This is a genomic window from Mesorhizobium sp. M6A.T.Ce.TU.002.03.1.1 (assembly GCF_003997275.1).
Classification (GTDB): Bacteria; Pseudomonadota; Alphaproteobacteria; order Rhizobiales; family Rhizobiaceae; genus Mesorhizobium; species Mesorhizobium mediterraneum.
Genome location: NZ_RZTI01000167.1, coordinates 1 through 11,221 on the forward strand (window position 1 = coordinate 1; position 11,221 = coordinate 11,221).

Below are 11,221 nucleotides of genomic sequence, written 5' to 3' on the forward strand. Positions count from 1 at the left end.
TCCACTCGCAACATGGCTGGGCAGGATGGCGGTGCATTACCGGCAGCCGCCGATCGATGCCGACCGGGCTCTGTCTGCCTCGCAGAAATGGCTTGACCAGGAAAGCCCGGCCTATCCGCATTTCGCACTCGCCTTCGCCGAGGGCGAGATTTGCGGGCTTGCGTCGGTTGCGATCGCACATCCCGGCATCGATCTCGAACGGCTGCTGTTCCTCAAGGATCTGTTCGTGCGGGAAAACGTCCGCAATGCCGGTGTCGGTCGGGCTCTGATGGCATTTCTCGCCGGCCATTGCCTGCGCGAAGGCATCGGCCGCATCGACCTGACCACCGAGGACTGGAACGAAGGTGCGCTACGCTTCTACGACGGGCTTGGTGCCGACCGCCATGGCCAGAAAGTCTTTCTCAGGCTGTCCGGCGAGGCGCTGAAGGCGATCGCGATTAAATCCTGACGCCCGCCGGCACCGGCCCCCAAGGGTTTTCGCCGACCTTGGATGGGATAAGCCCAAGGGCCAACACACCCAGCGTGTTGAAGCCGGGAACGAAGTACAGCAAAACGAACCAGCCGCTCAGGCCGATGTCGTGCAGGCGTCGTACCATAAGGGCAAACCACGGCAAGACAGTCAGAAGCAGGAACACGAAGGCTGGCGCATAACCCAAAGCTCCAAATTCCAGGTCGCCTACGATAGCTGTGATCGCTGCATCGATGAGAACGCCGAACGCAAAAAGCGCGAAGAACACGATCAGCGTGAACAGAAAAAAGCCCCAAAATTCCTTGCGGCGGGCACGGCCGGTGAAGCTGACATGTCTCACTTTGAATGCGCGCCAGAAATACGTCCATAATCCGGTGGTGGATTGGGCAGGTTCAACGCCACGGGGAATGAGGTTGCGGGATTTGGCAGCGCTTGGCCTTCCTGCAATGACGGCGCGCGCAGTCCCATCGTCCGGCTGAAACTCGACGGGCGCGCCTCTGACCAACGCCACGCCGGGACTCAGATCCTCATGCCCGACGATGTAACGCTTGCCGTCGGCCCCATTGATGTATCCAAAACCCTGATCCTGGTCATAATGATAAACCGCGCCGCGCATTGCCTTGCCCCCAAATACTGTGCCGCCTTGATACTATCAAGAGTTGTAGTCAGTTACAAGGTACACGTTTTAAGCTAGACGCCCGCCGGCACCGGGCCCCACTGATTTTCACGGGCCTGCGTCGGGATCAGCGCGAAGACCAGGATGATCAGCCAGCCGATCGTCGGGATGAGAACCGCCAGAAAAAGCCAGCCGGTCAAGCCGATGTCATGCAGGCGCCGCACGTTCAGTCCGATCCATGGCGGGATTGTCGCCAGCACAAACGCGCCGCAAAGGCCGACCGTCACTGCCGGCAAGTCGTCAATGTTGCCCATGGCGTCGTCGATGAAGAGGCCGATGCCGACGACCACGGTCAGCGCGATCGTCCAGAACAGGAAATAACCCCAATATTCCTTGCGGCGGGCACGTCCGGCGAAATTGAAGTAATTTTCAGTCAGACCTCGCCAGAAGTAGCTCCACAGGCCGGTGGCGGGACCATTTTCAGCGAAACGGCCGAAATGTTGCGGCTTAGGCGCTTCAGGCGCGTTGCCGGTCCGAGAGGGCGCGGCCGCAGCAGCAGGAGCACCGGCCGCAGCCGTCTGGGCGTTAATCGAAAAGACATCGCGCGCATGCCCGCCACCCGGCTGGAACTCAACGAGCGCGCCCTTGGCCACCGACGTCTCGCGGCGCAGATTCTCGCGCGCGAAGCTATAGCGGTTGCCGTCCGCTCCGGTGATGAAACCGAAGCCTTGGGTCTCGTCATAGTGAAGAACCTCGCCGCGCATGCTTGCCCACCCCCATTCGCGTCTCGCCCAGACTGTCTAGAGTTGCGGCGGATCGCAAGGGGTGTCTGCGAAATGCAGTGCATCGACCTGTGTCACGACAATGCGGTGGTGGAGAACTTTGCGGGAGGCGTCGGCGGGACAGCGCCCCCCTCTGTCCTGCCGGACATCTCCCCCACAAGGGGGGAGATCGGCAGCCTCGCCGTCCTGCCCTCTTTCAACGTTTGAGATTGGCGAAAGCCGAGGTGACATCTAATCTCCCCCCTTGTGGGGGAGATGTCCGGAAGGACAGAGGGGGGCGCGAAGGATCGCCGACGCTACGGTCTTCTTCCTGTTACCGCATAGATCCCAGGGTCTCTGCTATAGAAAGGAACTGTCGACGTTCGCGTCGTATCGGCCTGACGGAATCACCGTGTCGAGGACCTAACCCGGCCGCTTCTTCGCTTTCTTGTGTTTCGGCGATCCGCTGGTCTCGAACTTCGGCTTGCCCGGCTTCTTCGCCCAGGGCTTTGCCTCGAGCGCGGCATCGCGCTGTCCGGCCGGCGCCGCGCGCTTCTCGAATTTGGGCGCGTTCTGGTCGAACGTCCGCTTGCCACGGTGCGGTTTCTTATCCGGCCGTGGTTCCTGATAGCCGGCGCGCGACAGGTCGGGCATGCCGTCCAGCCGCTTCACCGCGATGTTGTTCTGCAGCTTGCGGTCGGGCCCGGTCGCCTGGAGAAACCGGTCGGCCCAGTCGGCCGCGATCTGCACGAAGGTTTCCTCCGGCTGCATCTTGATGGCGCCGATCTCACGCTTGCTGATGCCGCCTGTCCGGCACAGCATCGGGATTAGCCAGCGTGGCTCGGCATTCTGCCGGCGCCCCACCGACAGCGAGAACCAGACGCTCTCGCCGAAATCGTCGCGGCGGCTTGGCGCCTCGTCCCTGCGCGCAAACTTGTCACCCGACGGCGTGAACGGAGCGACGTCCAAAAGATCCTCGGGCGCCGAGCGGCTGGAGCGGCAGAGACGCACGAAGGCCGCCGCCACCAGTTCGGCGCCACGTTGGTCGAGAAGCGCATTGACGAAGCCGCGCTCGTCGTCCGAAACGGGCTCGGTGAAAACCGGGTCGGCGAGGATGCGCTCGTCGTCGCGGCGCAGGACGTCGTCGGCTGAAGGCGGGCTTGCCCATGTCGCCGCAAGGCCGGCACTTTGCAGCAGGCGTTCGGTGCGCCTGCGGGCACTGTTGGGCACGATCAGCGCGCTGACGCCTTTGCGTCCCGCCCGCCCCGTCCGTCCGCTTCGGTGCAGCAGCGTCTCCGGGTTAGTCGGCAGGTCGGCGTGGATCACCAGTTCGAGGTTGGGCAGGTCGATGCCGCGCGCCGCCACGTCGGTGGCGATGCAGACTTTTGCGCGGCCGTCGCGCATCGCCTGCAGCGCGTGGCTGCGCTCGTTCTGGCTCAGTTCGCCCGAAAGCGCCACGACGGAAAAGTTGCGGTTGTTGAAGCGCGCGGTCAGGTGATTGACGGCAGCGCGCGTGTTGCAGAACACCAGTGCGTTCTTCGCCTCGTAATAGCGCAGCACGTTGATGATGGCGTTTTCCCGGTCGGCCTGGGCCACGCTCAGCGCCCGGTATTCGATGTCGAGATGCTGCTTCTCCTCGCCGGAGGCCGAGATGCGGACCGCATCGCGCTGGTAGCCCTTGGCCAGCGTGGCGATGGAGCGCGGCACGGTGGCCGAAAACATCAGCGTGCGGCGCTCGGCTGGGGCAGCGTCGAGAATGAATTCGAGATCCTCGCGAAAGCCGAGATCGAGCATCTCGTCGGCCTCGTCGAGCACCACTGCCTTCAGCGCCGACATGTCGAGCGAATGCCGAGTGATGTGGTCGCGCAGTCGGCCAGGCGTGCCGACGACGATGTGGGCACCGCGTTCCAGCGTGCGCCGCTCGGTGCGCATGTCCATGCCGCCGACGCAGGACGCTATCGCTGCGCCGGTCAGTTCGTAGAGCCATTCCAGCTCGCGCGTCACCTGAAGGGCCAGTTCCCGCGTCGGCGCGACAGCCAGCGCCAGCGGTGCCGCGGCATGGGAAAAGCGTTCGGCGCCATCCAGAAGGGTCGGCGCCAGAGCCAGCCCGAAGGCGACGGTCTTGCCGGAGCCGGTCTGCGCCGAAACCAGCGCATCGGCCTGCCCGAGATCGAGAACCGCCTTCTGCACCGGCGTCAGCTCGACATAGCCGCGGTTTTCCAGCGCCTTTGCCAGCGCGGGGACAATAGCTTCGAAATTGGACATATGCTTCTTTCGGAATTCAAGGTCTGTGCTCATCGGAGCGCATGCCGGGGCCGGCAGCGCCAGCCAAACAATCTTGGCCGTTCGTACTTCGCGCGACCATCATTGTACAGGGTGCGCAAAAAACCGCGATCAATTGTCAATGTCGGCGCTGCCCCTCATCTGCCTGCCGGCATCTTCTCCCCGTGAAGAACGGGGAGAAGAGGCTTAGCCGCAACGCCGGCGACCCCTCTCCCCGTTTTTCACGGGGAGAGGGTAAGGGTGAGGGGCAGCGCAAACGCCCAAAAAGGGGCGGGCTATTCAACCTCGCGATTGCGTTGCCGCCTCGCTCGTCGCGATTGACTCTTTACGCAAACCGCGTAAAAGCCGGCACCGAACGGGATAGTTTCGATGCGCGGCCTTTTGATGGCGCTTCTTGCATTCGACCTCCCCGGCCGCAATGCAAACCATTGGGCCGGGCGCGTCGGCGCGTCTCCTCGTTCCAGCAAAACTACGGCTAAAACGACCGCTAAAACGGTCTGAGTTCCCTTGGCCTAACCACCCTCTCCCGGGTCCGGCCCGGGGGTTGAAACCCGCATCGGCCGGCGGGTTTTCTCCAAAAACCGAGCGGAGAGGACAGGAGATTTCGATGAGTTTCAAAGTTGCAATCGTCGGCGCCACGGGCAATGTGGGCCGGGAAATGCTCAACATACTGGAAGAGCGCGGCTTTCCGGTGAGCGAAGTGGTGGCGCTGGCCTCGCGGCGCAGCCAGGGCACGGAAGTGTCGTTCGGCGACCGCACGCTGAAGGTCAGGACGCTCGACCAATATGATTTTTCCGACACCGACATCTGCATCATGTCGGCCGGCGGCAATGTCTCGAAGGAATGGTCGCCGAAGATCGGCAAGCAGGGCTGCGTCGTCATCGATAATTCGTCGGCCTTCCGCTATGACCAGGACGTGCCGCTGATCGTGCCGGAAGTGAACCCGGACGCGATTTCGCTGTTCACGCGCAAGAACATCATCGCCAATCCGAATTGCTCGACGGCGCAGTTGGTCGTGGCGCTGAAGCCGCTGCACGACTTCGCCACCATCAAGCGTGTCGTCGTCGCCACCTATCAATCGGTCTCCGGCGCCGGCAAGGAAGGCATGGACGAGCTGTTCACGCAGACCCGGGCCGTGTTCGTCGCCGATCAGGTCGACGTCAAGAAGTTCACCAAGCGCATCGCCTTCAACGTCATCCCGCATATCGACGTTTTCCTCGACGACGGCTTCACCAAGGAAGAGTGGAAGATGGTGGCCGAGACCAAGAAGATGCTCGACCCCAAGATCAAGCTGACGGCGACCTGCGTGCGCGTGCCGGTGTTCATCGGCCATTCGGAAGCGGTCAACATCGAGTTCGAAAAGCCGATCACCGCCGATGAGGCACGTGAGATTCTGCGCGAGGCGCCGGGCTGTCAGGTTCTCGACAAGCGCGAGGACGGCGGCTACATCACGCCGCTGGATTCGGCCGGCGAGGATGCCACCTTCATCTCGCGCATTCGCGAAGATTCGACCATCGACAATGGCCTGTCGATGTGGATCGTCTCCGACAATCTGCGCAAGGGCGCCGCACTCAACGCGGTGCAGATCGCCGAATTGCTGATCGAGCGCGGACTGATCCAGCCGAAGAAGAAGGCGGCTTAGTTTTCGCTCACGGGCCGTATCGCCGCTGCCGCGGCGGGCCCTCCGCGGGGGCGCCGGACAGCCGGCGGCCCGCGGACGCGGGCTCGGTCTTCGGCCGGATAGCTCCCTTCTCCCAGCTCACGGGGGAAAGGTAGTCACCCCCCGATTCTCCTCCGCCAGCCTCCGCAGCACATCTATCGCCTCCTCCGCCCGGTCGACCGGGACGAACAAATGGTCATGATAGAAGGCCGAGACCGGATTGACGCCGATTTCGGCGGCGGCCAGACGCGTGGTGATGGCGGCGAGGAAGCCTACCGCCTCCAGCGACGAATGGATGTTCAGCGTCACCATCCGGCAGCGGAAGACGGTTTCCAGGCCAGCGGCCTTGGCTTTCGCTTCAAGCGCGATCACCGTCGTGCCCTCGCGCTCGCGAAACAGCATCACCGGCTCGAGGCTGTCTGGCATGGGCGCATCGGGCGGCAGTTTGGCGAAGACATGGATGCCGGGTCGCAATTCCGGCGCCATCGTCGCCAGCAGTTTTTTCAGATCGGTCTCGCCGGCCATCGATTTGCTCCCGAATGTCTTGCGGATTTTCGATAATTTACTTTGCCCCAAACCGGCAAGACGACATCGCCATGTCGCTGGCGGCCGGGCTTGTTCGTGTACTGCATCGCACAATGTAACCGATCAGGACCATTGTCGGTCCGTGAAAGGGGTTTCGATGATCGTTCGCCCGCGGCCGGGATTCTTGCATCTGTTCTTCATCATGCGCGGCTCGGTGGTGCCGCGCATCCTGCCGCAAATCTTCGGCTTCGGCGTCTATGGCGCGCTGGTGGTGCTGGCGGTCAGGGCGCTGAAGCTCGATTTCGGCAATGCCGGCCCTGCGCCGTTCGCCTTGCTCGGTGTGGCGCTGTCGATCTATCTCGGCTTCCGCAACAATGCCGCCTATGACCGCTGGTGGGAGGCGCGCAAGCTGTGGGGCCAGCTTGTCTTCGACATCCGCAATCTGGCACGTGCCAGCACCGGGCTGATCGAAAACCGGGCGGAACTGCGTGGCTTCTTGATGGAGGCGATCGCCTTCTGCCACTTCCTGCGCGGCCTGCTCAGGCGGGTGGACGCCACGTCGGATGCACGCGCGTTCATCGGCGACGAAGCCGAAAGCGCCGCCAGGGCGGCCAACCCGCCCGACGCCATGGTGCGGCGGATGGGCGAGCGAGCCGCCGCGCTGTACAAGTCCGGGGCGATCGACGTCATGGGCTATCGCATCCTCGACGAGCGCCTGGCTGAAATCGCCGCAGCGCAGGCCGGCTGCGAGCGCATCATGGGAACACCGCTTCCGTTTGCCTACACGCTGCTCCTGCAGCGCACCGCCTATATCTTCTGCCTGCTGCTGCCGTTTGGGCTCGCTTCGACGGCCGGCTGGGCGACGCCGCTGTTCACGGCGCTGATCGCCTACACCTTCTTCGGCCTCGACGCGCTTTCGGAAGAGCTCGAGGATCCGTTCGGCACCGAGGCCAACGATCTCGCCCTCGACGGCCTGTGCCGCGTCTGTGAAATTTCGGTGTTCGAGGCGCTCGGCGAGGCGCCACCGAAAATGATCCCTGCCGAAAAGTTCTATTTCTCCTAGGGTTTGTTCCCGCGCCCATCGCAGCACCGTGCATCCAAAAAATCGTAGGCGTGTCGGATCGCCGTCGCGCGCCGCGTCCTTGGTTCGGGTCCTGGCTAAGAGGATCAGTGCTCAAAACAGCCGAAGGGAACATCAATGACCATTTCTCCAACAGCATCCGTCACGCCGCGCGCTGTGGACCGGCCGCGGGCTCAGCGCCCTCATCGTGCTGTTCATGATCTTCGACGGCGTCATCAAGCTGCCGCCGCTCGATATCGTCACCCAGACCATGGTTGAGCTCGGCTGGCCGGCCGATCCCAACGTCTCGCGCATGCTCGGCGTGATCGGGCTGGTCTCGGCCGCGCTCTATGCGGTGCCGCGCACCGCGGTGCTCGGCGCCATCCTGCTCACCGCCTATCTCGGCGGCGCGATCGCGACCCATATACGTATCGGCAGCCCGCTATTCTCGCACACACTGTTCGGCGTCTATCTCGGCGTCATCCTGTGGGGCGGCCTTTTCCTGCGCGATCCCAGGGTGCGCGCGCTGATCCCTTTCACGCGTTAAGCGGCGGTCTCGAAAGCCGTTCTATGGCGGTCGCGCCACCAGAGAGGGCGCTTTCAGCCGCTGCCCTTCTTCGTTGCCTTTGGATCAAATCGCCCGGTTGCGAGTTAGGAGATGTGGCGGTGAGGACGGAAAACCCCCGTTTTGGGAGGAACGACAATGAAGAAACTGGTAGTCCTGATGGTATTGGCAACCTCGCTCGCAGCCTGCTCCCGGACAGAACAGGGCGCTGCGGTCGGTGGCCTGGGCGGCGCTGCGGTCGGTGCTGCAGTGGCCGATGACGCAGTTGGAGGTGCGCTGGTCGGTGGTGCTGTCGGCGCCGTCGCCGGCGCACTGATCGGTCGTGCCACGGAAAGCGGCCAGTGCCGCTATCGCGGTCGCAATGGGCGTGTCTACATCGCCCGCTGCCCGGAAGGCTATTGATCGGGCCACGTCATAAGTCGGACGAAACAGCAAAACGGCGGACAAAAGCGCCCGCCGTTTCCTAGGGGATAGAAAGAATTATTCGGCGGTCGCGGCTTCCGCCTCGGCCGGCGCGGCTGCCGCAGCGGCGGCTGCGTCTTCCTGCGCCTTCTTCAGAAGTGCGGCGCGTTCCTGCGCCTTCTTGCCGGGCTCGGCCTTCTTCGGGTTGGAGCGGGCCTCTCGCTTGGCAATGCCGGCCTCGTCGAGGAAGCGCAGCACGCGGTCAGTCGGCTGGGCGCCGTGCTCAAGCCAATGCTTGACGCGGTCGGCGTCGACCTTGACGCGCTCGCCGTCCTTGGGGAGCAGCGGGTTCCACGAGCCGAGCGACTCGATGAAACGGCCGTCGCGCGGCGAACGGGCGTCGGCGACGACGACGTGGTAATAGGGACGCTTCTTCGAGCCCGCACGGGCCAGTCGGATTTTCAGTGGCATTTCTTTTCTCCTAAAACTCTTATTTTCGTTGATCGGGGTTTATGATTGTTGTCAGCCGGTTTTCGTAACGCCGTTTGATGCGGCGATCTGCTCGTGATGCCGGATCACTTCGCGGACGACGAAGTTCAGGAACTTCTCCGCGAAATCCGGGTCGAGATGGGCGTCCTTCGCCAGTTGGCGAAGGCGGGCGATCTGCTGCTGCTCCCGCGCCGGATCGGCCGGCGGCAGGCCGTGCGACGCCTTCAGCACGCCGACCGCCTTGGTGCAGCGGAAACGCTCGGCCAGCATGTGGATGAGCGCCGCGTCGATGTTGTCGATCGAGGCGCGGTAGTCGACCAGCGCCGCACGTGCGTCGGCCATGTCCTTTTCTTCGTTCATGGCGCCCTCACTTCTTCTTGCCGAGTCCGGGCAGCCCGCCACCGCCCAAACCAGGAAGCTTCATGCCGCCGGGCAGCCCGGGCAGGCCGCCACCACCACTGGGAAGGCCGCCGGGAAGACCCTTCATGCCGCCGAGACCGGCTGCCTGCGCCTGCTTCTGCAAGGCTTCGAGCTGCTTGGGGTCCATCTTGGACAGGTCCGGCATGCCGCCGCCCATCATGCCGCCCGGGCCGCCCATACCCCCTGGCATCATGCCGCCGAGGCCCATCTTCTGCGCAAGGCCGCCCATCATGCCGCGCATCAGGCCACCGCCTTTGCCCTTGCCGCCCATCGCCTTCATCATGTCGGCCATGCCGCGGTGCATCTTCAGGAGCTTGTTGATTTCGGCCGCATCGGTGCCGGAGCCGGCGGCGATGCGCTTCTTGCGCGAGTGCTTCAGAATGTCGGGGTTGGCGCGCTCGGCCTTGGTCATCGACGAGATGATGGCGAGCTGGCGGCCGAACATCTTGTCGTCGAGACCGGCGGCGGTCATCTGGTCCTTCATCTTGCCCATGCCCGGCATCATGCCCATGATGCCGCCCATGCCGCCCATCTTCGACATCTGCTGAAGCTGGCCGGCAAGGTCGTTCAGGTCGAACTTGCCCGACTGCATCTTCTTGGCCATCGCCGCCGCCTGTTCGGCGTCGATGTTTTCGGCAGCCTTTTCGACGAGGCTGATGATGTCGCCCATGCCGAGGATGCGGTCGGCGATGCGCTTGGGATGGAATTCCTCCAACCCGTCCATTTTCTCGCCGGTGCCGATCAGCTTGATCGGCTTGCCGGTGACGGCGCGCATGGAAAGTGCCGCACCACCACGGCCATCACCATCCATGCGGGTCAGCACCAGGCCGGTGATGCCGACGCGCTCATCGAAGCTTTTCGCCAGATTGACGGCGTCCTGGCCGGTCAGCGAATCGGCGACCAACAGGATCTCGTGCGGCGACGACACCTTCTTGATGTCGGCCATCTCGACCATCAGCGGCTCATCGATATGGGTGCGGCCGGCGGTGTCGAGGATCACGATGTCATGGCCGCCGAGCTTTGCCGCCTGCACGGCGCGGCGGGCGATGTCGACCGGCGTCTGGCCCTCGACGATCGGCAGCGTGGCGACCTTGACCTGCTCGCCGAGCTGACGGAGCTGCTCCTGCGCGGCGGGACGCCGCGTGTCGAGCGAGGCCATCAGGACCTTCTTGTTCTGACGCTCGTTGAGGCGCTTGGCGATCTTGGCCGATGTCGTCGTCTTGCCGGAGCCCTGCAGGCCAACCATCATGATGACGACCGGAGCCGGTGCGTTGAGGTCGATGGCGACGCCCTCGGCGCCCAGCATCTCGACCAGCTCGTCATGGACGATCTTGACGACCATCTGGCCCGGCTTGATCGACTTCACCACAGCAGCGCCGACGGCCTTCTCGCGCACCTTGTCGGTGAAGGAACGCACCACTTCCAGCGCCACGTCTGCCTCGAGCAGCGCACGGCGCACCTCGCGCAGCGCCGCCGAGACATCGGCCTCGGACAGGGCACCGCGGCCGGTGAGGCCGTTCAGGATCGAGCCAAGACGCTCCTGTAGCGATTCAAACATTCTTTTTCCTTTTCCCTGGCACCCGGATGATGCCCGAGAGGTAATGCGTTCGCGCCCAGTGTCCAAACAGTCCGAGCAAAAGTCCAAAGCCAAAAAGCACCCGGGGGCGCACAGCGCTGCCGGATGTTGGCCTCCAGGATCGATTTACAGCACGTCACCTCAACGAGGTTTCGGCGTCCCGGTCGGCTTGCTCGGAGGGATACTCGTCGCGGAATTCGCGGCGTGTAGACAGGAAATCGGGCGCGGAGTCAAGGTACGGACGTGATATGGCCAGGTCAGGCCCTTCCCTTCTCCCCTTGTGAGGGCTTTGCACGGGGAGCGAAGTGGAGTTCGGTGGTCAGTGAGGGCCTTTTTGAAGGCCGGCAGAGCGGTTTTCGGCGGCCCTTGCGGGGCCTTTGTCGGTTTAGGCAGCC

General features: G+C 63.7%; 11 protein-coding genes and 1 pseudogene. 5 read left to right on the forward strand and 7 right to left on the reverse strand.

The window, feature by feature from the left end; translation table 11 throughout:
• The first annotated feature begins 16 nt into the window (after positions 1 to 16).
• Positions 17 to 448 carry a GNAT family N-acetyltransferase gene (locus EOC93_RS30030; RefSeq protein WP_245461583.1) on the forward strand — a complete coding sequence of 144 codons (432 nt, stop codon included), beginning with the start codon at positions 17 to 19 and terminating at the stop codon, positions 446 to 448.
• Here the strand turns inward: EOC93_RS30030 and EOC93_RS30035 are convergent.
• The 3 genes from EOC93_RS30035 to EOC93_RS30050 form a co-directional block, all read right to left on the reverse strand.
• On the reverse strand, positions 438 to 1,085 hold the full coding sequence (locus EOC93_RS30035; protein WP_127206428.1) for a DUF805 domain-containing protein: 648 nt from the start codon (positions 1,083 to 1,085) through the stop codon (positions 438 to 440). The two genes, EOC93_RS30030 and EOC93_RS30035, sit on opposite strands and share 11 nt — an antisense overlap.
• A gap of 74 nt (positions 1,086 to 1,159) precedes the next feature.
• Positions 1,160 to 1,849, reverse strand: a complete 690-nt coding sequence (locus tag EOC93_RS30040) for a DUF805 domain-containing protein (RefSeq protein WP_127206429.1) — start codon at positions 1,847 to 1,849, stop codon at positions 1,160 to 1,162.
• A gap of 420 nt (positions 1,850 to 2,269) precedes the next feature.
• The gene (locus tag EOC93_RS30050) at positions 2,270 to 4,111 is read right to left on the reverse strand and encodes a DEAD/DEAH box helicase (RefSeq protein WP_127206430.1); all 1,842 of its coding nucleotides are present in this window, start codon (positions 4,109 to 4,111) and stop codon (positions 2,270 to 2,272) included.
• Between the two features lie 625 nt (positions 4,112 to 4,736).
• Between EOC93_RS30050 and EOC93_RS30055 the strand changes: the two genes are divergently transcribed.
• Positions 4,737 to 5,771: an aspartate-semialdehyde dehydrogenase gene (locus tag EOC93_RS30055; RefSeq protein ID WP_095484850.1), complete on the forward strand. Its 1,035-nt coding sequence runs from the start codon at positions 4,737 to 4,739 to the stop codon at positions 5,769 to 5,771.
• A 117-nt stretch (positions 5,772 to 5,888) separates the two neighbouring features.
• Here the strand turns inward: EOC93_RS30055 and EOC93_RS30060 are convergent, their stop codons facing one another.
• Entirely contained in the window at positions 5,889 to 6,314 is a 426-nt protein-coding gene (locus EOC93_RS30060) for an ACT domain-containing protein (RefSeq protein ID WP_127206431.1), read from the reverse strand.
• 157 nt (positions 6,315 to 6,471) lie between these two features.
• On the opposite strand from EOC93_RS30060, the gene EOC93_RS30065 reads away from it, so the two are divergent.
• The 3 genes and pseudogenes from EOC93_RS30065 (at position 6,472) to EOC93_RS30075 (ending at position 8,341) form a co-directional block, all read left to right on the forward strand.
• Positions 6,472 to 7,377 carry a bestrophin family ion channel gene (locus tag EOC93_RS30065; RefSeq protein WP_127206432.1) on the forward strand — a complete coding sequence of 302 codons (906 nt, stop codon included), beginning with the start codon at positions 6,472 to 6,474 and terminating at the stop codon, positions 7,375 to 7,377.
• Between the two features lie 135 nt (positions 7,378 to 7,512).
• Positions 7,513 to 7,921: pseudogene (locus EOC93_RS30070) on the forward strand (DoxX family protein).
• Between the two features lie 156 nt (positions 7,922 to 8,077).
• Complete coding sequence (locus tag EOC93_RS30075) at positions 8,078 to 8,341, forward strand: glycine zipper domain-containing protein (protein WP_095484846.1); 264 nt, start codon at positions 8,078 to 8,080, stop codon at positions 8,339 to 8,341.
• 78 nt (positions 8,342 to 8,419) lie between these two features.
• On the opposite strand, the gene rpsP is transcribed toward EOC93_RS30075, so the two are convergent.
• From rpsP to ffh, 3 genes are read right to left on the reverse strand one after another with little or no spacing between them, the layout of a single operon-like run.
• The gene (gene rpsP / locus EOC93_RS30080; RefSeq protein WP_127206433.1) at positions 8,420 to 8,812 is read right to left on the reverse strand and encodes a 30S ribosomal protein S16; all 393 of its coding nucleotides are present in this window, start codon (positions 8,810 to 8,812) and stop codon (positions 8,420 to 8,422) included.
• Positions 8,813 to 8,863: 51 nt separating this feature from the next.
• On the reverse strand, positions 8,864 to 9,190 hold the full coding sequence (locus EOC93_RS30085; protein WP_095484844.1) for a chorismate mutase: 327 nt from the start codon (positions 9,188 to 9,190) through the stop codon (positions 8,864 to 8,866).
• Positions 9,191 to 9,197: 7 nt separating this feature from the next.
• Positions 9,198 to 10,808 carry a signal recognition particle protein gene (gene ffh, locus EOC93_RS30090; RefSeq protein ID WP_127206434.1) on the reverse strand — a complete coding sequence of 537 codons (1,611 nt, stop codon included), beginning with the start codon at positions 10,806 to 10,808 and terminating at the stop codon, positions 9,198 to 9,200.
• Positions 10,809 to 11,221 lie beyond the last annotated feature (413 nt).

What these genes read in the sequence shown, in the direction of transcription:
- rpsP (WP_127206433.1), bottom strand. Translation starts at nt 8,812, where the DNA reads ATGCCACTGAAAATCCGACTGGCCCGTGCGGGCTCGAAGAAGCGTCCC.
- EOC93_RS30085 (WP_095484844.1), bottom strand. Translation starts at nt 9,190, where the DNA reads ATGAACGAAGAAAAGGACATGGCCGACGCACGTGCGGCGCTGGTCGAC.
- ffh (WP_127206434.1), bottom strand. Translation starts at nt 10,808, where the DNA reads ATGTTTGAATCGCTACAGGAGCGTCTTGGCTCGATCCTGAACGGCCTC.
- EOC93_RS30065 (WP_127206432.1), top strand. Translation starts at nt 6,472, where the DNA reads ATGATCGTTCGCCCGCGGCCGGGATTCTTGCATCTGTTCTTCATCATG.
- EOC93_RS30035 (WP_127206428.1), bottom strand. Translation starts at nt 1,085, where the DNA reads ATGCGCGGCGCGGTTTATCATTATGACCAGGATCAGGGTTTTGGATAC.
- EOC93_RS30060 (WP_127206431.1), bottom strand. Translation starts at nt 6,314, where the DNA reads ATGGCCGGCGAGACCGATCTGAAAAAACTGCTGGCGACGATGGCGCCG.
- EOC93_RS30055 (WP_095484850.1), top strand. Translation starts at nt 4,737, where the DNA reads ATGAGTTTCAAAGTTGCAATCGTCGGCGCCACGGGCAATGTGGGCCGG.
- EOC93_RS30040 (WP_127206429.1), bottom strand. Translation starts at nt 1,849, where the DNA reads ATGCGCGGCGAGGTTCTTCACTATGACGAGACCCAAGGCTTCGGTTTC.
- EOC93_RS30075 (WP_095484846.1), top strand. Translation starts at nt 8,078, where the DNA reads ATGAAGAAACTGGTAGTCCTGATGGTATTGGCAACCTCGCTCGCAGCC.
- EOC93_RS30050 (WP_127206430.1), bottom strand. Translation starts at nt 4,111, where the DNA reads ATGTCCAATTTCGAAGCTATTGTCCCCGCGCTGGCAAAGGCGCTGGAA.